The 18,826-nt window shown below is 70.2% G+C and carries 17 protein-coding genes and 1 pseudogene; 12 read left to right on the top strand and 6 right to left on the bottom strand.

Translation table 11 applies throughout. The features are described from left to right. Positions 1-261: 261 nt before the first annotated feature. The 9 genes from QLH51_RS09860 (at position 262) to QLH51_RS09820 (ending at position 10,725) form a co-directional block, all read left to right on the top strand. The gene (locus QLH51_RS09860) at positions 262-1,923 is read left to right on the top strand and encodes an electron transfer flavoprotein-ubiquinone oxidoreductase (RefSeq protein ID WP_125658366.1); all 1,662 of its coding nucleotides are present in this window, start codon (positions 262-264) and stop codon (positions 1,921-1,923) included. A 13-nt stretch (positions 1,924-1,936) separates the two neighbouring features. Next, positions 1,937-3,505 (top strand): tetratricopeptide repeat protein, encoded by a 1,569-nt coding sequence (locus QLH51_RS09855; protein ID WP_206429054.1) that lies wholly within the window; start codon positions 1,937-1,939, stop codon positions 3,503-3,505. 5 nt (positions 3,506-3,510) lie between these two features. Further along, on the top strand, positions 3,511-4,338 hold the full coding sequence (locus QLH51_RS09850; protein WP_125658369.1) for a 4-(cytidine 5'-diphospho)-2-C-methyl-D-erythritol kinase: 828 nt from the start codon (positions 3,511-3,513) through the stop codon (positions 4,336-4,338). Positions 4,339-4,487: 149 nt separating this feature from the next. After that, positions 4,488-5,222 carry an enoyl-CoA hydratase/isomerase family protein gene (locus QLH51_RS09845; RefSeq protein ID WP_125658372.1) on the top strand — a complete coding sequence of 245 codons (735 nt, stop codon included), beginning with the start codon at positions 4,488-4,490 and terminating at the stop codon, positions 5,220-5,222. Continuing rightward, positions 5,219-5,941 carry an N-formylglutamate amidohydrolase gene (locus QLH51_RS09840; protein ID WP_206429055.1) on the top strand — a complete coding sequence of 241 codons (723 nt, stop codon included), beginning with the start codon at positions 5,219-5,221 and terminating at the stop codon, positions 5,939-5,941. Before QLH51_RS09845 ends, QLH51_RS09840 begins: the two co-directional genes overlap by 4 nt. Before the next feature lie 9 nt (positions 5,942-5,950). After that, positions 5,951-7,672: a dihydroxy-acid dehydratase gene (gene ilvD / locus QLH51_RS09835; RefSeq protein ID WP_125658375.1), complete on the top strand. Its 1,722-nt coding sequence runs from the start codon at positions 5,951-5,953 to the stop codon at positions 7,670-7,672. Positions 7,673-7,745: 73 nt separating this feature from the next. Continuing rightward, the gene (locus QLH51_RS09830; protein WP_206429056.1) at positions 7,746-8,144 is read left to right on the top strand and encodes a hypothetical protein; all 399 of its coding nucleotides are present in this window, start codon (positions 7,746-7,748) and stop codon (positions 8,142-8,144) included. Beyond that, positions 8,141-9,532 carry an NAD(P)H-hydrate dehydratase gene (locus QLH51_RS09825; protein ID WP_206429057.1) on the top strand — a complete coding sequence of 464 codons (1,392 nt, stop codon included), beginning with the start codon at positions 8,141-8,143 and terminating at the stop codon, positions 9,530-9,532. The genes QLH51_RS09830 and QLH51_RS09825 overlap by 4 nt, the downstream gene beginning before the upstream one ends. Continuing rightward, complete coding sequence (locus QLH51_RS09820) at positions 9,523-10,725, top strand: class I SAM-dependent RNA methyltransferase (RefSeq protein WP_125658378.1); 1,203 nt, start codon at positions 9,523-9,525, stop codon at positions 10,723-10,725. Before QLH51_RS09825 ends, QLH51_RS09820 begins: the two co-directional genes overlap by 10 nt. A gap of 106 nt (positions 10,726-10,831) precedes the next feature. Here the strand turns inward: QLH51_RS09820 and truA are convergent, their stop codons facing one another. Beyond that, the gene (gene truA, locus QLH51_RS09815; RefSeq protein ID WP_125658381.1) at positions 10,832-11,575 is read right to left on the bottom strand and encodes a tRNA pseudouridine(38-40) synthase TruA; all 744 of its coding nucleotides are present in this window, start codon (positions 11,573-11,575) and stop codon (positions 10,832-10,834) included. Further along, positions 11,572-12,477 carry a methionyl-tRNA formyltransferase gene (fmt, locus tag QLH51_RS09810; RefSeq protein ID WP_125658384.1) on the bottom strand — a complete coding sequence of 302 codons (906 nt, stop codon included), beginning with the start codon at positions 12,475-12,477 and terminating at the stop codon, positions 11,572-11,574. The genes truA and fmt overlap by 4 nt, the downstream gene beginning before the upstream one ends. A 54-nt stretch (positions 12,478-12,531) precedes the next feature. Here fmt and recR point away from each other — a divergent pair, with 54 nt between their 5' ends. From recR to rmuC, 3 genes are all read left to right on the top strand, one after another. After that, complete coding sequence (gene recR, locus QLH51_RS09805; protein WP_125658387.1) at positions 12,532-13,128, top strand: recombination mediator RecR; 597 nt, start codon at positions 12,532-12,534, stop codon at positions 13,126-13,128. A 31-nt stretch (positions 13,129-13,159) separates the two neighbouring features. Continuing rightward, positions 13,160-13,684: a peptide deformylase gene (def, locus tag QLH51_RS09800; RefSeq protein ID WP_125658390.1), complete on the top strand. Its 525-nt coding sequence runs from the start codon at positions 13,160-13,162 to the stop codon at positions 13,682-13,684. Positions 13,685-13,891: 207 nt separating this feature from the next. After that, on the top strand, positions 13,892-15,334 hold the full coding sequence (rmuC, locus tag QLH51_RS09795; protein ID WP_125658393.1) for a DNA recombination protein RmuC: 1,443 nt from the start codon (positions 13,892-13,894) through the stop codon (positions 15,332-15,334). 235 nt (positions 15,335-15,569) lie between these two features. Here the strand turns inward: rmuC and QLH51_RS09790 are convergent. The 4 genes and pseudogenes from QLH51_RS09790 to QLH51_RS09775 all read right to left on the bottom strand — a co-directional run. After that, positions 15,570-16,448: pseudogene (locus QLH51_RS09790) on the bottom strand (arginase family protein); the annotation flags it as partial. A 30-nt stretch (positions 16,449-16,478) separates the two neighbouring features. After that, entirely contained in the window at positions 16,479-17,276 is a 798-nt protein-coding gene (locus QLH51_RS09785; protein ID WP_125658398.1) for a TrmH family RNA methyltransferase, read from the bottom strand. A gap of 8 nt (positions 17,277-17,284) precedes the next feature. Further along, positions 17,285-17,506 (bottom strand): hypothetical protein, encoded by a 222-nt coding sequence (locus QLH51_RS09780; RefSeq protein WP_125658401.1) that lies wholly within the window; start codon positions 17,504-17,506, stop codon positions 17,285-17,287. Positions 17,507-17,572: 66 nt separating this feature from the next. Beyond that, positions 17,573-18,826 carry an N-succinylarginine dihydrolase gene (locus tag QLH51_RS09775; RefSeq protein WP_206429058.1) on the bottom strand — a complete coding sequence of 418 codons (1,254 nt, stop codon included), beginning with the start codon at positions 18,824-18,826 and terminating at the stop codon, positions 17,573-17,575.

The raw sequence follows: 18,826 nt of genomic DNA, 5'->3' as shown, positions 1-18,826 counted from the left end.
GGCGGGGCGGGGGTCGCGAACCAGTCGCGCAGTTCGTCCTCGACCAGCGTGTCGACGCCGGCATCCTGCCACCATTCGAGCGCGCTGGCCGCCGCATCATGCCACTGGATATGCTGGTCCGCCCCCATGGCGCCTTTAAGCCACTGCCTTGACCTCCCCGTCAATCTGCCCAAATCACTCCCGGGGACAGGGCGTGTCGCCCACGCGACGAGTATGGCCGAGCGACGCCCGGGATGAGGATGGCGGGATGAGGATGGACGAATGAGCGAACGGGAATCGATGCCCTATGACGTCGTGATCGTCGGCGCAGGGCCTGCCGGCCTGTCCGCGGCGATCCGGCTGAAGCAGATGGCGGCCGAGACGGGCGGCGAACTGGCCGTCTGCGTGCTGGAAAAGGGGTCGGAGGTCGGCGCCCATATCCTGTCGGGCGCGGTGTTCGATCCGCGGGCGATGGACGAGCTGCTGCCCGAATGGCGGACCATGGGCTGCCCGATGGCCGAGGTTCCGGTGACCGAGAACCACCACTGGCTGTTGTCGGAAGCCGGCAGCAGCGAGGTGTCGCACCGCGTCCTGCCGCCGTTCATGCAGAATACCGGCACCTATACCGGGTCGCTGGGCAATATGTGCCGCTGGCTGGCCGAACAGGCAGAGGGGCTGGGCGTCGAGATATTTCCCGGCTTCGCCGCCGCCGAGATCCTCTATCACGACGACGGTTCGGTGAAGGGCGTCGCGACCGGCGACATGGGCGTGGCACGCGACGGCACGCACAAGCCCGACTGGCAGCCGGGGCTGGAACTCCACGCCAAGTATACCTTCTTTGCCGAAGGGGTGCGCGGGCACCTGTCGAAGCAGATCATCCGCACCTTCGATTTGGCAAAGGACAGCCAGCCGCAGGTCTATGGGCTGGGTATCAAGGAATTGTGGGACATACCCGCCGAAAACCACGTGCCCGGCCGCGTGATCCATACCCAGGGCTGGCCACTGAGCGAAACGCGTGGGAGCAACGGCGGCGGGTTCCTGTACCATCAGGCGAACGGGCAGGTCGCGCTGGGTTTCGTGACGTGGCTGAACTATTCCAACCCGTATCTGTCGCCGTTCCACGAGATGCAGCGGTGGAAGACGCATCCAGCGATCGCCGCGATCCTGAAGGGCGGCAAGCGCGTGTCGTACGGCGCGCGCGCGATCAACGACGGCGGGTGGCAGTCGGTGCCGAAACTGACCTTCCCCGGCGGGGTGCTGGTCGGCTGTTCGGCCGGGTTCCTGAACGTGCCGCGGATCAAGGGCATCCATACCGCGATGAAATCGGGGATGATGGCCGCCGAAGCCGCGTTCGCCGCGGTCCGCGACGGGCGGACCGGCGACGAACTCACCGCCTATAGCGCCGCGTACGAGGCGAGCTGGGTATATGAAGAGCTGCGCACGGTCCGCAACGTCGTGCCGCTGGTCAAGAAATTCGGCGATTTCGTCGGCTCGGGCATCGCCAATGCGACGATGTGGGCGGAACATTGGGGGGTGCGCATGCCGTTCACCATGGGCCACCATCCCGATCACGAAAGCCTGTGGCGCAAGGATCAGGTGCAGCCGATCGCCTATCCCAAGCCCGACGGCGTGCTGAGCTTCGACCGGCTGTCGTCGGTGTTCCTGTCGAACACCAATCACGAGGAGGACCAGCCGGTCCACCTGACGCTGAAGGACCCGAACGTCCCGGTCGAATACGACCTGCCGCTCTACGACGAGCCCGCGCAACGATATTGTCCGGCGGGCGTATATGAAATCGTGGGGGCAGAGACGGATAGCCCGAAATTCGTCATCAACGCGCAGAACTGCGTCCACTGCAAGACGTGCGACATCAAGGACCCGACTCAGAACATCAACTGGGTCGTGCCGGAAGGCGGCGGAGGACCGAATTATCCGAATATGTAGCCTGGGAACGATCGTGGCGACGCTGGTGGTGGCACCGGCGTCGGCAGCTGCCACCCTGCCTGCCACCCCATTGGCCGCCTATGTCCGGGCCCGTGCCGCCGACGCCGATGGCGCGGTCACCGTTGCGGCACAGGGCTATGCCGAGGCGCTGGCGGCGCAACCCGCCGATCCGGTCATCGCCGTCCGCGCGCTGCGACAGGCGCTGGCCAGCGGCGACCTGCCGCTCGCACGGCGGGCCGGCGCGGTCCTGCGCGCGGCCGACGTCGCGCCGCCCGACCTCGACATCCTCGCCTTCAGCGACGCGGTGATCGCGCGCGACACGGCGGCGCAGCGCGCGGCGCTCGCGCGGCTGGCGGAATCGCCGCTGGGGTTTCTCGGCCCGTTGCTGGCGAGCTGGGTCGACCTGCCCGCGCCGCCGGTCGCGGTCGATGGTGGCCCGATCCCGCGCCGCTATGCCGCCGAGAACGCCGCGCTGCGCCTGCTGGCGACCGGGCAGACGCGCGAGGGTATCGCCGCCACCCGCACGCTGCTGACCGCGACCGGCGGCGACGCCGATTTCCGGCTGAACGCCGCGCAGCTGCTCGTCCGTGCCGGTGAGCGCGATACCGCCCGTGCGCTGCTGGCGGGCGACGACCCGGTGCTCGCCCGTGCCGCCGAGACGCTGGGCCGCGGCAGCAAGGGCGACGCGCGGTTCGGCGTGTCGCGCCTGTTCGCCCGCATGGCCGGCGACCTGTCGGCGCAGGGTACCGAATCGCTTGCGATCATGCTCGCCCGCTCGGCGCTGCTGCTCGACCCGACCTATTCGCGCGCGCGCATCGCGCTGGCCGACGCGCTCGCCCGCGACGATGCGATCGCGGCGGCGAAGGCGGTGCTGGCGGCGATCCGGCCAGGCGATCCGTTCGCCGGCAGCGCCAACGCGCTGGGCATCGTCATCCTGCAACGTGCCGGCGACCTGCCCGGTGCGCTGGCATTGGCGCGCACCCAGGCCGAACGCCCCGGTGCTGCGACCGCGACGCTGCGCCGCTATGCCGACCTCCAGCTCGAAACCGGCGAGGCAGCCGCCGCCGCGCAGACCTATGCCCGTGCGCTGGCGCAGGCGGGGCAGGGGGCGGACTGGACGCTGTACCTGCAACGCGGCGCAGCACTCGACCAGTCGGGCGACTGGGCCGGCGCGCTGCCGATGCTGCGCCGTGCGGTCGAACTGGGGCCGCAGGAACCGGTCGCGCTCAACTATCTGGGCTACGCACAGGTCGATCATGGCGAAAATGTGCCGGAAGCGACGCGGATGCTCGAACGCGCCCATGCGCTGGCACCCAGGGACCCGGCGATCGCCGATTCGCTCGGCTGGGCGCGCTTTCGTGCCGGCAACATCGCCGCCGCGCTGCCGCTGATCGAGGGCGCGGTGCGAAGGGCGCCCGACGATGTCGAGATCAACGAGCATCTCGGCGACGTATATTGGGCCGCCGGTCGCCGGGTCGAGGCACGCTATGCCTGGGCGGCGGCATCGGTCGCGGCGGAGGGCGCCGTGGCACAACGGCTGGCGAGCAAGCTTGCGAACGGTCCCGCTTCGTCGCATCGCTGAACGCGATGATCGTCGAACCCGCCCCCGCCAAGCTGAACCTCGCGCTGCACGTCCGTGCGCGGCGCGACGACGGCTATCACGAACTGGAGACGCTGTTCGCTTTCGTCCGCGACGGCGACACGGTGCGCCTTACCCCGGCGGAGCGCGACGGCTTCGCCATCATCGGTCCGTTCGCCGGCGGACTGAGCGGCGAGGGCGACAATCTGGTCACCCGTGCGCGTGACGCGTTTCGTGCCGCGTTCGGTCCGGGCGAACCGTTGTCGATCGTGCTCGACAAGCACCTTCCGGTCGCCTCCGGCATCGGTGGCGGATCGGCCGATGCCGCCGCGACGCTCCGCGGACTGGCGCGGCTGACGGGAATAGCGCCCGACCACCCGGAGCTGTTCGCGATCGCCGCGCGGCTGGGATCGGACGTGCCCGCCTGCCTCGCCGGGCGCACGATGATCGGGCGCGGGCGCGGCGAGCGGCTGACGCCGATCGACGCGCCCGGCCTGCCGGTGCTGCTGGTCAACCCCGGCGTCGGCGTGTCGACCGCCGCGGTCTTTGCCGCATGGGACCGGATCGATCGTGGCGCGTTGCCCGATGGCGATGCGCTGGCGATCGCGCTCGCCGGGCGTAACGACCTCGAACCGCCCGCACGGTCGCTCGCGCCGGAGATCGACGCGGTGCTGGCGTCGCTGGCATCGGCCGATGGCGTGACGCTTGCCCGCATGTCGGGATCGGGTGCGACCTGCTTCGCGCTGTTCGACCGGGTCGAGGACCGCGCCGCCGCGGCCGCCACCCTCCACGCCACGCAGCCCGGCTGGTGGTGTCTCGAAACGGCACTCGCGTGACAGGCGCGCGTCCCGATGCGGAACAGGTCGGTGCCGCGCCCTCTGTACAGGGCGGACGGCATGGTTCTTGTAGAGGATCATCAGCGGATCATACGCCGGGAGCGGATCGTCCGTGGGCGGTCTCTTCGGACGCCGCCCACTCCGCTGCCATGACCGACTGCACCGTCGATGGCGATATCGCGACCGTATGGCTGGCGCGGGGTTCGGCGCGCAATGCCCTGCCCACCGGCGGCTGGGGCGCGCTGGCCGACCGGGTCGCCGGTCTCGCCGTCGCCGACGTCCGCGCCGTCATCCTCGCCTCGCGCGAGGGCGGCATCTTCTGCGCCGGTGCCGATATTGCCGAATTCGCCGACCTGCAACGCGACCCTGCGCGCCGCACCGCGTTTCGCGCGCAGCTTTCCGCCGCGATCGAGGGGATCGCCGCGCTGCCGATGCCGGTCGTCGCCGCCGTCGATGGCGGATGCTTCGGCGCGGGCGTTGCGCTGATGCTCGCCTGCGATATCGCCATCGCCGGCGATGGCGCGCATTTCGCAGTCCCGCCGGCGCGGCTCGGCATCCTCTATCCCCCCGCCGACGTCGCCCGGCTGGTCGCGGCGGTCGGGCGGGGCCATGCCGCGCGGCTGCTCTACGGCGGCGATACGATCGATGCCGATGCCGCGCTCGCCCTCGGGCTGGTCCACCAGCGCAGCGGCGACCCGCTGGCCGATGCCCGCACGCTGGCGACGCGGATCGCCGCCAACGCTCCGCAGGCAGTGCGCGGCCTGAAACAGGCGATCGACGGCGTTCCCGGCGGCGAAGCGCGCTTCGACGCCGCGTTCGACGGCGCGGAATTGCGCGAAGGGCTTGCGGCGTTCCGCGAGCGCCGTCCGCCGGTGTTCCGGTGAGCGCCAACCATCTCCCCGGCGGCGACACCGGCCTGCTGCTGTTATGCGACCATGCGTCGGCGTGGGTGCCGGACGATATCGCCATCCCGCCGCACCTGCTGACCCTCCATGTTGGCGTCGATATCGGCGCCGGGCTGCTGACCCGCGCGCTGTCGCAGGCGCTCGATGCCCCGGCGATCCTCGGCACCGTATCGCGGCTGGTGATCGACCTGCATCGCCAGAGCGATCATCCGGGGCTGATTCCGGAGCTATCGGACGGCCACGCCATCCCCGCCAATGTCGGCGCCGACCGGGCAGCGCGCATCGCCCGGTTCCACGCGCCCTATCATGCCGCGATCCGCGCACAGGTCCGCCGCGACCGCCCGCGGCTGATCGTCGCGATCCACAGCTTCACGCCCGCACTCGAAACCGACGGCATCGCGCGGCCATGGGAGGCCGGCATCCTCTACGGCCGCGACGACCGCGCCGCCCGCCTCGCCATCGACTGGCTCCGTACGCAGGAGATCGTGACGGGCGATCAGGAGCCGTATTCCGGCCGCATCCTCAACGCGACGCTGGACCGCCATGCCGAGGGGCAGGGCATTCCATCGCTGTCGGTCGAAATCCGCAACGACCTGATCGGCGACGTGGCGGGCGTGGCGCGCTGGTGTGGTGTCCTGACCATGATGATTGCCGCAGTGCGCAACGGACTTGCGTTGGAAGCCTCGCCTGCGCAATAGGCTGTCGCCATGACCCAGACTTTCGACAAATCGCGGCTGCCCAGCCGCCACGTGTCCGTCGGCCCCGAACGCGCGCCGCATCGCTCCTATTATTACGCGATGGGCATCGCCGAGGAGGATATCGCCAGGCCGTTCGTGGCGCTGGCGTCCGCCGGCAACGACAGCGCGCCGTGCAACACCACGCTGGATTTCCAGGCGGATGCCGCGCGCGAAGGCGTGGTGGCGGGTGGCGGCATGCCGCGCCGGTTCAACACCATCACCGTGACCGACGGCATCGCGATGGGGCATCAGGGGATGAAATCCTCGCTGGTCAGCCGCGAGGTCATTGCCGATTCGGTCGAACTGTCGGTGCGCGGCCATTGCTACGACGCGCTGGTCGGCTTTGCCGGGTGCGACAAGTCGCTGCCCGGCATGATGATGGCGATGCTGCGCCTCAACGTGCCGTCGATCTTCGTCTATGGCGGGTCGATCCTGCCCGGCCGGTTCGAGGATCGCGACGTGACCGTCGTCGACGTGTTCGAGGCGGTCGGCCGCTACGCCGCCGGCACCTGTCCGCTGCACGACCTGACCGCGCTCGAAAAGGTCGCCTGTCCCGGCCATGGCGCCTGCGGCGGCCAGTTCACCGCCAACACCATGGCGTGCGTCGGCGAGGCGATCGGCCTGTCGCTGCCCAATTCGAACATGGTGCCCGCGCCCTATCGCAGTCGCGAGGAGATCGCGATCGCGGCGGGCAGGCAGGTGATGGAACTGGTCCGCCTGAACCTGCGTCCGCGCGACATCGCCACCCGCGCCGCGTTCATCAACGCCGCGCGCGTCGTGGCGGCGACTGGCGGCTCGACCAACGCCGCGCTGCACCTGCCGTCGATGGCGAACGAGGCGGGGATCGATTTCGATCTGTTCGACGTGGCGGAGGCTTTCAAGTCAACGCCTTACGTTGCGGACCTCAAGCCCGGCGGCAAGTACGTCGCCAAGGACATGTACGAGGCCGGTGGCGTCTACATGCTGATGAAGACGATGCTCGCGAACGACCTGCTCGATGGCAGCTGCATGACCGTCACCGGCAAGACGCTGGGCGAGAACATCGACGAGGTGACGTGGAACCCCGACCAGAAGGTGATCTACGACGTGAAGACGCCGATCACCTCGACCGGTGGCGTCGTCGGCCTGCGCGGTACACTCGCCCCCGATGGCGCGATCGTGAAGGTCGCCGGCATGAAGCGGCTGCAATTCACCGGAACGGCACGCGTGTTCGATTGCGAGGAAGACGCCTTCGCCGCGGTCGAGAAGCGTGAGATCAGGGACGGCACCGTCCTCGTCATCCGCTACGAAGGGCCGAAGGGCGGTCCGGGGATGCGCGAGATGCTGTCGACCACCGCCGCGCTCTACGGCCTCGGCATGGGGGAAACCGTCGCGCTCATCACCGATGGCCGGTTCTCGGGCGGCACGCGCGGCTTCTGCATCGGCCATGTCGGTCCCGAAGCGGCCGAAGGCGGCCCGATCGCCTTGGTCGAGGATGGCGACATCATCACCATCGACGCCGAAGCCGGCACGATCGACCTCGACGTACCTGCCGACGTGCTGGCCGACCGCCGCGCGCAGTGGCAGCCGCGCGTCAACGACTATCAGGCGGGCGCGCTGTGGCGCTATTCGCAGACGGTCGGCCCGGCGTGGCAGGGTGCGGTAACCCATCCGGGTGCCAGGGCCGAGCGGCACGTCTACGCCGATATCTGAGGACCGCTCGCCCTTTGCCGTATTCCCGCGCAGGCGGGGATACGATAGCGAGCGGCTGTGGTATCGCCCCCTGATGACCGGATTCGCCCCCCGCCTGCTCCTCCTCCCCGCGCTCCTGCTCGCCGGTTGCGACCGCAGTCCCGATCCCGACGTCCTCGCCAATGTCGAGGCGGAGCAACGCGCCGCCGCCGATGATGCCGGCCGGATCGAATGCGCGGCCGATCCCGCCGCGCCCTTTGCCGCCGACTGCACGATCGAACGCATGGCGGACGGCGCCGAAACCGTTCTGACGCTGCGCCAGCCGAGCGGCGGCTTTCACCGGTTGCGTATCACCCGCGACGGTCGCGGCGTAGTCGCCGCCGACGGATCGGAGGCGGCGCAGGTCACCGTGATCGGAGACAGCCGGATCGAGGTCGCGATCGGCGGCGCGCGCTATCGCCTGCCCGCGACGGTCGGTCCCGTCGCACGATGACGGTATTCCCCGGCGACGCGCCGATCCTGCGCGCCGAACAGATGCGCGCGGCAGAGGCCGCCGCATTTGCGAGCGGCGTCGATCAGGCCGCGCTGATGGAACGCGCCGGGTTGGCGGTTGCCCGCGAAGCGCGCCGGATCGCCTTCGGCCGGCCGGTACTGGTGCTCGCAGGCCCCGGTAACAATGGCGGCGATGCCTTTGTCATCGCACGGCTTTTGTGCGAGTGGGGCCTCGACGTCGCGGTCGCGGCCTTGCCGGTGCGGAGCCATGGCGTGGCCGAACGAATGCGCGCCGCATGGGGCCGGCCGATCGAGCATTTCGACACCGTCGAACCCCGTCCGATCCTCGTCGACGGCCTGTTCGGCATCGGCCTGTCCCGCCCGCTCGACCCGGCCATCGCTGCCCGGCTCGCGCAGCTGTCCCACGATGCCTTCACCATCGCCATCGACATGCCGAGCGGGTTCGACAGCGACGCGGTCCACCGCTTCGCCGGTGCCGGACGCGCCGACCTGACGGTCGCGCTCGGTGCGCTCAAGCCCGCGCATGTCGTCGGTGACATGGTGGCGCGTTGCGGCCACGTCCTGCTCGCCGACCTCGACCTTCCCTTGCCCGAAGCGCCCCGCACCATCGCGCGGCCCCGCATCGCCGCCCCGGCCCATGCCGCGCATAAGTACAGCCGGGGTCTGGTGACGATCGTGTCGGGCGCGATGCCCGGCGCGGCACGCCTCGCCGCCCGCGCTGCGCTGTCGGCAGGGGCCGGCTATGTCGTGCTGGCCGGCGACGCGGCGCAGGGCGGCCCCGACGCGCTCGTCCACCGCGCGGCGGACGAGCTGCCCACGCTGCTCGCCGACGAACGGCTCGCGGCGGTGCTGGTCGGTCCGGGCCTTGGCCGCGACGACCACGCCGCCCGCACGATCGCCGCAGCCCTTGCCTGCGCGGCGCCGCTGGTGATCGATGGCGACGCGCTCTCGCTGCTCGGCCCCGCCGGCATCGACCGCGTCGCCGCCCGCACTGCGGCGACCTTCCTCACACCCCATGGCGGCGAGTTCGCCCGGATGTTCGGCGAGCGCGACGGCAACAAGATCGACCGGACGGTGCAAGCTGCGCTACAGGCGCGCGCGACCATCGTCCACAAAGGCCCCGATACCGTGATCGCTTCTCCCGACGGCACCGTTACCGTCGCCCCCCATGCATCGTCATGGCTGTCGACCGCCGGCACCGGCGACGTGCTGGCCGGCATTCTCGCCGCACGGCTGCGCCCCGGCGGGGCCGATGCCGCCCGCCAGGCGGTGTGGCTCCCCGGCCGCGCGGCCCATCTCGCCGGGCCGGCGTTCGTCGCCGATGCGCTGATCGATCACCTCGGACCGGCGATCGCCGAATGTCGCTGACCGACGACGACGTGATCGTCCGCGTGGCGGCGCGGGGCGAAGGCGTGACCGGCGATGGCGTCCACGTGCCGCTCGCCGCGCCGGGCGACCGGCTGCTGCCCGATGGTTCGATCGAGCACGGCCCGCACCACGCAGCGCCGCCCTGCCGCCATTTCCCCGAATGCGGCGGGTGCCAGCTCCAGCATCTCGATCTGTCCAGCGAAGCCGATTTCGTCGCCGATCGCGTGCGCGGCGCGCTGGCGTCGCAATCGCTCGACGCTCCGGTTCGCCCCGCGATCCTGTCCGCACCGCAGACCCGCCGTCGCGCGACGCTGCATGCCGACCGTCGGGGCAGGCAGGTGACGCTGGGCTTCACCGAAAGCGGCACCCACCGCATCGTCGACGTGCGCGAATGCCATGTCCTGCTGCCCGACCTGTTCGCGGCGATCGCGCCGTTGCGCTGGCTGCTGGCGACCGCGCTGAAGGACCGCACCCGCGCCGACATCCACCTCGCGCGGGTCGATCAGGGCGTCGACGTCCTGCTGATCGGCCAGATCGCCGAAGGCCTCGCCGCTGCCGAGGCGCTGACGACCTTTGCGCAGGATCAGCGCCTCGCCCGCCTGTCGATCGACGACGGCATGGGCGCGGAGGCGCGCTGGGAACCCGAGCCCGTCACGATCACGCTGGGCGGCGTGCCCGTACCGTTCCCGCCGGGCAGCTTCCTGCAGGCGACCGGCGACGGCGAAGCCGCGCTGATCGCGGCGGTCGACGAGGCGGTTGCAGGCGCGGGCATCGTCGCCGACCTGTTCGCCGGCCTCGGCACCTTCACCCTGTCGCGCGGGAGCCGCACGCGCACCTATGCCGGTGAGGCGGGACGCGAGGCGATCATGGCGCTGAAGCTTGCCGCGGCGCGTGCCGGTCGCCCGGTCGTCGCCGATCACCGCGACCTGTTCCGCCGACCGCTGACGCCCGCCGAACTCGACCGGTTCGACGCGGTGATCCTCGACCCGCCGCGCGCGGGCGCGCGCGAACAGGCGGCGGCGCTGGCGGCGGCGAAGGTGCCGGTGATCGCCTATGTTTCTTGCAATCCCAGCAGCTTCGCGCGCGATGCGAAGACATTGTGTCAGGCCGGATATCGCATCGACTGGGTCCAGCCGGTCGGGCAATTCCGCTGGTCGACCCATGTCGAACTGGTCGCGCGGCTGGTGCGCTGACTTTCCTACAGCCGGCCACTCTGCCATGCCGGTGCGACGCGGGGAACGGAGCAGACCGCGTTATGCGCCGATTGCGCACGAGTGTGACTTTTGTGACCTTTGGCGCTCAGACCGGGTACTCCGCCCCCACGAAGAACAGCCCGTCGGGCGGCGCATTCAGCCACAATGCGGCCCGGTCGCGTGCGGCGAGAATGCCGGCCAGCTCATCCGGCGTCCGCTTGCCCAGCCCGACCGTCGCGAGGCAGCCGACCATCGAGCGCACCTGATGGTGCAGGAACGACCGCGCGGCGGCATGGATGGTGATCCGCTCGCCATCGGCGACGACGTCCAGCCGGTCGAGCGTGCGCAGCGGGCTGTCCGCCTGGCAATGCGCCGACCGGAACGTGGTGAAGTCGTGCCGCCCGACCAGCCGCGCCGCGCCCGCCGCCATCGCGTCGGTACCCAGCGGCTGCGGCACCCGCCACGCCAGCCCCCGCTCGTGCGTCAACGGCGCCCGTCGGCACACGATGCGATACGCATACGCCCGCCGCACGCACGAGAAGCGCGCATGCCAGTCGTCCGCCACCGCGACGCAATCGAGGATCGCCACCGGATCGGGCCGCAACCGCGCGTTCAGTGCCTCCATCAACCGGAACGGCGCGATCGCCTTCGCGACGTCGACATGTGCCCGCATCCCCGTGGCATGAACCCCGGCATCGGTCCGCCCGGCGGCATGGACCGCCGCGGTCTCGCCGGTGACCTCGAACAGCGCGCGCTCGATCGCGCCCTGCACGCTTGCGCCCTCGGACTGGCGCTGCCAGCCGACGAACGGTCGTCCGTCATATTCGACCAGCAACGCGAACCGCGTCATGCCAGCCGCGACCCCGCCGGGATCGGGAAGCCGCGCAGCAATTCGGCCGGCGTCATCGCCCCGCGCCCGGCCCGCTGCACCAGCGTCGGGCGCAGCGCCCGTTCGCCACAGGCGATGGTCAGCGCATCGTCGATCACGTCGCCCGGCCCGCCAACGCCGTCGACCACCTCGGCCGCCAGCACGCGCACCCGCTCGCCGTTCAACTCGAAGAACGCGCCCGGCGCAGGATGGAACGCACGCACCTGCCGCTCGGCATCGACCGCGCCGCCATCGAAGTGCAGCCGCGCCTCGGCCTTGTCGATCTTGGGGGCATGGGTCACGCCGTCGTGCGACTGTTCGACCGGCGGATGGGCCTCGGGGTCGGCCAGCACCTGCAACATCAACCGCGCGCCCATCGCGCTCAACTCCTGCGCCAGTTCGCCTGCGGTCTTCGCGCCAACCGGCGTCCGCCCTTCCAGCCGCACCGGACCGGTATCCATCCCCGCCGCCATCTGCATGATGCCGACGCCGGTTTCTGCGTCGCTGGCGAGGATCGCGCGCTGGATCGGTGCCGCCCCGCGCCAGCGCGGCAACAGCGATCCATGGACGTTCAGGCACCCCAGTCGCGGCGCATCCAGCACCACCTGCGGCAACAGCAGCCCGTACGCCGCGACCACCGCCACATCCGCGTCCAGCGCGGCGAAGTCCGCCTGCACCGCCGGGTCGCGCAGCCGCTCGGGCGTGCGCACCTCGATCCCGAGCGATTCGGCCAGCCGCTGGACGGGGGAGGGGGTCAGCGCCTTGCCCCGGCCCGCGCGGCGGGGCGGCTGGCTGTAGGATGCGACGACGTCGTGCCCGGCATCGACCAGCGCCTGTAAGATCGGCACCGCGAAGTCGGGGGTGCCCATGAAGATGATCCGCATCGCCCCTCTCGACACCGTGGCGTCGGCGCGCGCAACCCCCTATCTTGGGTGGCGATGGCCTCTCCCGAAATCGACGCGCTGACCCAGGCGCTCTCCCGCCTCCCCGGTCTCGGCCCCCGTTCGGCCCGGCGCGCGGTGCTGCATCTGGTCAAGAAGCGCGAGACCGCGCTCGACCCGCTGCTGATCGCGCTCGACCGGGTGGCGCGGACGCTGGCGACCTGTTCGACCTGCGGCAATGTCGACACCACCGATCCGTGTGCGATCTGCACCGATCCGCGCCGCGACGACCGCGCGCTGTGCGTCGTGGAGGAGGTCGCCGACCTGTGGGCGCTCGATCGCGCGCGGCTGTTCCCCGGCCGCTTCCACGTGCTCGGCGGCCGGCTGTCGGCACTGGAAGGGGTGCGCCCCGACGACCTCGCCATCGATTCGCTCGTCGCCCGCGTCGCGGCGGGCGGCATCGACGAGGTCGTGCTGGCGATGAACGCCACGCTGGAGGGGCAGACGACCGCGCATTACATCGCCGAGCGGATCGAGAAATATCCGGTGCGCCTGACCCAGCTCGCCCACGGCCTGCCGGTCGGCGGCGAACTCGACTATCTCGACGAGGGGACGCTGGCGCAGGCGCTGCGCGCGCGACGCCCGGTCGCTTGACCGGCCAAAATATGCTACCTACCCAGCCGCTATGGCTATTCTTCCGATCATCGAAATTCCCGATCCCCGCCTCCGCCTCGTCTCCGAACCCGTCGAGGGCGTGACGGACGAGGTAAAGACCCTCATCGCCGACATGTTCGAGACGATGTACGACGCGCCCGGCATCGGCCTCGCCGCGATCCAGGTCGCCGTGCCCAGCCGCGTGCTGGTCATCGACCTGCAGGACGAGGAGGATGAAGAGGGCAAGCCGGTCAAGGCGCCGCACGCCTTCGTCAACCCGGTGATCGAGGAAGTGTCGGAGGAACTGTCGACCTATCAGGAAGGCTGCCTGTCGATCCCCGAACAATATGCCGACGTCGTCCGCCCGGCGCGCTGCCGCGTGACGTGGCTGGACGAGCACGGCGCGGCGCACGACGAATGGCTCGACGGGCTGATGGCGACCTGCCTCCAGCACGAGATGGACCATCTGAACGGCGTGCTGTTCATCGACCACCTGTCGCGGTTGAAGCGCGACATGGTCATCAAGAAGCTGAACAAGGCGCGCAAGGCGGCGTAACGGCCGCCGCAACAAGCGTCACCCCGGCGCAGGCTGGGGTCTCCCGGTGACAGCACGTAACGCCAACCGCGAGAGACCCCGGCCTGCGCCGGGGTGACGCCCCATAGCGTGGCACCCCGCTCCCAACGCGACGAACCGAACCCCCGTCACCTTGCCCGTCGGAAAGGCCGGGGGTAGGTTCCGGGTCCGTTCCTCCCGGAGTATCGCATGGACCCGCTCGTCATCGTCATCGTCGCCGCCGTTCTGCTCGCGGGGCTGGCGGTTGGCTGGCTGATGGGCAGCCGGCAGGTCCAGATGCTGCGCGAGGAACGCGACAGCCGCGAGGGCGATTTCAAGCAGGCGATCGCCGACCTCGCGCTCGCCACGGAACGCGCCAAGGAAGTGCCGGCGCTGCGCGAGGAACTGGCCGAAATCCGCGGCGATCGCGACGCGCTGCTGCTCGATCACGCCGCGCTGAAAGCCAACGCCGCCGCGTTCGAGGAGCGGCTGGCCGAGTTCAAGGACGCGCGCGAGGCGATGGCCGGCCAGTTCCGCGAAACCGCGCAGGTCATGCTCGATGGCGCGCAAAAGGCGTTCCTGCAACGCGCCAACGAACGCTTCGCGCAGGCCGGCGACACCAACGAGATGAAGCTCAAGGCGCTGCTCGCGCCTGTCGAAGCGACGCTGAAGCGCTACGAAACCAGCATGACCAAGGTCGAGGGCGAGCGGCAGGAGGCGTATGGCACGCTGAAGGGCCTGATGGACGCGATGCGCATCGGGCAGGAATCGGTGAAGAGCGAGGCGGCCAAGCTCGTCAATGCGCTCCGCTCCGCGCCCAAGGCGCGCGGCCGCTGGGGCGAGCAGCAGCTGCGCAACGTGCTCGAAACCTGCGGCCTTGCCGAACATACCGATTTCCAGATGGAGGTGTCGGTCGACCATGGCGAGGGCCGGCTGCGCCCCGATGCGATCGTCAAGGTGCCCGGCGGCAAGAGCCTGGTGATCGATGCCAAGGTGTCGCTCAACGCCTATCAGGACGCGCACGGCGCGGTCGACGAGGTCGAGCGCGCCGCGTTCATGACCGCCCACGTCGCGTCGATGAAGAACCACGTCAACGCGCTGGGTGCCAAGAGCTACCAGTCGCAGTTCGAGGATACGCCCGATTACGTGGTGATGTTCGTGCCGGGCGAACATTTTCTCGCCGCCGCGCTCGAACATGATCCGACGATGTGGGACTATGCCTTCGACCGCCGCGTGCTGATCGCGACCCCGACCAACCTGATCGCCATCGCCCGCACCGTCGCGGCGGTGTGGCGGCAGGAAAAGCTGGCCGGCGAGGCGCGCCAGATCGGCCAGTTGGGTCGCGAACTGCACGCCCGGCTGGCGAAGATGGGCGACCATGTCGCCAAGCTCGGCAAGAACCTCGAAGGGGCGAATACCGCCTACAACGCCTTCGTCGGCAGCCTCGAATCACAGGTGATGACTTCGGCCAAGCGGTTCGAGGCGCTCAACATCGACACCGGCGGCAAGTCGATCGACCCGCTGCCCGTCGTTGAACAGTCGCCGCGCCCGCTGACCAAGCTGGCGGTTGCCATCGCCGCGGCCGAAGAGGCGGTCGAGGATCGGACCGAGGCGGATGATGCGGCGGCGGCAGAGGAAACGGCGGCCGAGTAGCGCTGTGTCGTGATGTCACGCTTCCCCGAACGCTGGATGTACCCCGGCGAAGGCCGGGGCCCAGTTGGGTAACACCGGTGCCAAAAACGCAATCAGTACCGTAACTGGACCCCGGCCTTCGCCGGGGTACGCCACGCTCGATGGGTGCGGTTCCGCTCTTCTTCTGCGATTTGCTTGGCCGCGGCGGAGTCCGCCCGCTATCGCCCAACACCAGCCCCATCGTCACCGCGACGATCCGCGCGGCCATCCCCGCGCACAGCCGCTGCGGATCATCCCGTGCCGGCACATATTCCGCCAGCACCAGCCCGGCGATCGCGCCCTTCGCCGCCAGTGCGGTCAGCAGCAGCACGACCTCCTCATACCGCAATCCGCCGGGCGTCGGCATCGCGACCGCCGGGAACACCGCCGGATCGATCCCGTCGCAGTCGATCGACACCAGATACCGCCCGCCCGCCGGCACCGCATCGATCGCCGCAGCGATCCCGCCGCGGATCAGGTCGTAGGCGGTGACGATCCGGCTGCCCCAGTTCCGCGCATCCTCGATCTGCCACGCGCCGCCGCTGCCCAGCCCGCGCACGCCGACCTGCACCATGCCCGTGACGTGCGGCATCTCCGCCAGCCGCCGCATCGGCGATCCGTATCCCAGCGGCTCGCCGCGGATATCGTCGCCCCAGTCGACATGCGCGTCGATCTGTACGACGGTCAGCGGTCCGTGCCCGTCGAACCCGGCCGTGAACGGGATCGGCACCGAATCGTCGCCGCCCAGCACGATCGGGACCGCCCCCGCCGCCAGCACCGCCCGCGTCGCCGCCTCGATCCGCGCACGATTGCCGGCCGCATCCTCGGGTCGGGTGTCGATATCGCCGATATCGACCACGCCGCGCGTGTCGTGCGGGTCCGGAAAGGGCGTGAACCCCAGGTCGAAATCGATCTGCGACAATTGCCGCGCGAACGCCAGCGACGCCGCCCGGATCGCGGCGGGCGCATCGGCCGAATGGCTCGGCTCGCCATCGTCATAGGGCGTCGCCTCGCCCGCCCCGAACAGCACGATGCTGGGGTGCTCCAGCGCCTCCGGTTCGGCGGCGGGCAGGGCGGCGAAGGTCGGTCGGCTCATGCCCGCTCAATTCCTCGCGCCGGCAAAGGTTCAGGGCCGGTGCTGCCCCAACACGGTGTACGCCATCACCGCCGTCGCGACCGCCGCGTTCAGGCTGTCGGCCTTGCCCAGCATCGGGATCTTGACCAGCAGGTCGCATTCGGCGGCCATATGGTCCGGCATTCCCTGCGCCTCGTTACCCGTCAGCAGGAAGGTCGGGTCGGGATAGGTCGCCGCGCGATAATCCTGTTCGGTATCGAGGCTGAGCCCGACGAGCGTCCCCGGCCCGGCGCGCAGCCAGTCCCGGAACGTCGCCCAGTCGGCCCGCGCCACGGCGACCGTGAAGATCGCCCCCATGCTCGCCCGGACCGCCTCGACCGAGAACGGATCGACGCATTCGTCGATCAGGATCAGCCCGCCGGCCCCGGTCGCATCGGCGGTGCGCAGGATCGTGCCGAGATTGCCCGGATCGCGCAGCCGTTCGGCGACCAGCCAGAGCGATGCGTTGCGCCGGTCGATCCCGGCAAGGTCGGTCGAAAATTCGTCATAGACGCCGACCACCGACCCGGGATTGTCCTTGCCCGACAGCTTCGACAGGATGTCGACCGTCGTCGCGATGGCGATGCCGCCCGACGCCTCGGTCTCGTCGATCAGCGTTTCGAGCAGCGGATGCGGCGCATCGCTCGCGAAATAGAGTTCGGCGGGCAGCCACCCTGCCTCGCGCGCCTCGGTCAGGATGCGCAGCCCCTCGGCCAGGAAGCGGCGCTGGTCGCGGCGATGGCGCTTTTCCCGTAAGGTTCGGGCGGCCTTCACCATCGGGTTCGAATAGGCGGTAATTTCGCGAGGCATGGGTCGCCCTAGCGCTCCGCACGCTCCGCGTCGATGGAGTCGAGGATGCGCGTGCCCGCCATGAACACCGCGATCGGGCAGACGGCGAACAGCAACTGGCCGCCGATCCCCGGAAATTGCTCGATGTAATGAAACCCGCGTTCGACCGCCCCGACGCCCAGGCCATAGATGACCAGATACGCCTCGAACTTCGACTTGATCGTGAACAGGTTCTTGATCCGGGTCAGCATGGTCCGAAAACACGCAAAATACGTACCATTGGCGGTTTTCGGCGGTTCCTGCCGCCCGGAACATGGTTACCTGTCAATTAACCCGACAAGGTCGAGCGCTTCGAGCAGCGTGCGCCGCGCCGCCTCGATCCGCGCGGTCAGCGCCGGATCGCCAAGCTCTCCCGGCGCGATCCGCTCCGGCCAATGCGCCTCGACCACCGCCGCGATCCGGTCGAGCCTGGCCGCGTCGGCCAGGAAGCGCGGGTCGATCGTCGCCGGATCGGCCACGACCCGCAGCCGCAGGCACGCCGGCCCGCCGCCATTGGCCATCGATTCGCGCACATCGACCACCTCCAGCCGCCGGATCGGCCCGTTGCCCGCGACCAGTTCCTGCAACCATTCCCACACGCCCGCCGTCTCGCGCGCTTCGGCCGGCAGGATCAGCGCCATGCCGCCGCCGTCCGGCAGCGTCACCAGCTGCGCGTTGAACAGGTAGGACGCGATGGCATCGGTCAGGCTGACCCGGTCGGCGGGCACCTCGACGATCTCGACCGACGGAATCGCGCCGCGCAGGTCGGCGAAGAAGCCGTCGCGATCGTGGAACGCCTGCTCGTGCGCGAACAGCACGCGCTCGTTGGCGACCGCCACGACGTCGTTGTGGAACGCCCCCGCCGCGATCGCCTCGTCCGACTGGCGCACGAACAGCGTCCGCGCCGGGTCGAGCGCATGCCCCCGCGCGATGGCCGCGCTGGCGTCGCGGTGCTGGCGGGCGGGGAAGGGACCGCCGGCCACGCCATAGACGAACACCTCGACACCCGGCGCGCCGTGCGTCTCGCACAGCCGCATGTGATTGGCCGCGCCCTCGTCACCGAACGGCGCGGGGACCGGGCCATGCACCGCGAACGCCGGATCGGCGAAGGCGGTGCGCAACTGCTGCAACGTCGCGGGCCATTCGTGGCTGCGATGCGCCATCGTCACGAGGTTGGCGACGGTCAGGTGGCAGCGCCCGTCGCCGCAATCGGCGGCGGGGGAGACGGTCGCGGCATTGGCCGCCCACATCGCCGACGCCGACAGCGCCTGCGCCTGCAGATGGGGCGGGGCGGCGGCATAATCGCTCGCCAGTGCCGCCAGCCATGCGTGATCCGGCCGCGGATGCGGCAGCAGGATGCCCTGGGTCAGCCCCAGCGCGAGGTTCGCGCGCATCTTCGCGATCCCTTGCAACGCCGCCGCGCGCGGTCGCGACGTCTCGCCCGCGTTGCGCGTCGCGGCGAGGTTGCCGTGGCTCAGTCCCGCATAATTATGACTGGGACCGATGATCCCGTCGAAATTGATCTCGCGCAT

Source organism: Sphingomonas sp. 2R-10 (genome assembly GCF_030062225.1).
Taxonomy (GTDB): Bacteria; Pseudomonadota; Alphaproteobacteria; order Sphingomonadales; family Sphingomonadaceae; genus Sphingomonas.
Note: the sequence above shows the minus strand (reverse complement) of the source record. Positions and strands in the feature narration are given on the sequence as shown.

Coding starts and splice junctions, on each gene's coding strand:
- fmt (WP_125658384.1), bottom strand. CDS start 12,477: ATGCGGATCATCTTCATGGGCACCCCCGACTTCGCGGTGCCGATCTTA.
- QLH51_RS09830 (WP_206429056.1), top strand. CDS start 7,746: ATGACCGGATTCGCCCCCCGCCTGCTCCTCCTCCCCGCGCTCCTGCTC.
- QLH51_RS09850 (WP_125658369.1), top strand. CDS start 3,511: ATGATCGTCGAACCCGCCCCCGCCAAGCTGAACCTCGCGCTGCACGTC.
- QLH51_RS09820 (WP_125658378.1), top strand. CDS start 9,523: ATGTCGCTGACCGACGACGACGTGATCGTCCGCGTGGCGGCGCGGGGC.
- QLH51_RS09825 (WP_206429057.1), top strand. CDS start 8,141: ATGACGGTATTCCCCGGCGACGCGCCGATCCTGCGCGCCGAACAGATG.
- rmuC (WP_125658393.1), top strand. CDS start 13,892: ATGGACCCGCTCGTCATCGTCATCGTCGCCGCCGTTCTGCTCGCGGGG.
- QLH51_RS09845 (WP_125658372.1), top strand. CDS start 4,488: ATGACCGACTGCACCGTCGATGGCGATATCGCGACCGTATGGCTGGCG.
- recR (WP_125658387.1), top strand. CDS start 12,532: ATGGCCTCTCCCGAAATCGACGCGCTGACCCAGGCGCTCTCCCGCCTC.
- QLH51_RS09775 (WP_206429058.1), bottom strand. CDS start 18,826: ATGCGCGAGATCAATTTCGACGGGATCATCGGTCCCAGTCATAATTAT.
- QLH51_RS09780 (WP_125658401.1), bottom strand. CDS start 17,506: ATGCTGACCCGGATCAAGAACCTGTTCACGATCAAGTCGAAGTTCGAG.
- QLH51_RS09860 (WP_125658366.1), top strand. CDS start 262: ATGAGCGAACGGGAATCGATGCCCTATGACGTCGTGATCGTCGGCGCA.
- def (WP_125658390.1), top strand. CDS start 13,160: ATGGCTATTCTTCCGATCATCGAAATTCCCGATCCCCGCCTCCGCCTC.
- truA (WP_125658381.1), bottom strand. CDS start 11,575: ATGACGCGGTTCGCGTTGCTGGTCGAATATGACGGACGACCGTTCGTC.
- QLH51_RS09785 (WP_125658398.1), bottom strand. CDS start 17,276: ATGCCTCGCGAAATTACCGCCTATTCGAACCCGATGGTGAAGGCCGCC.
- ilvD (WP_125658375.1), top strand. CDS start 5,951: ATGACCCAGACTTTCGACAAATCGCGGCTGCCCAGCCGCCACGTGTCC.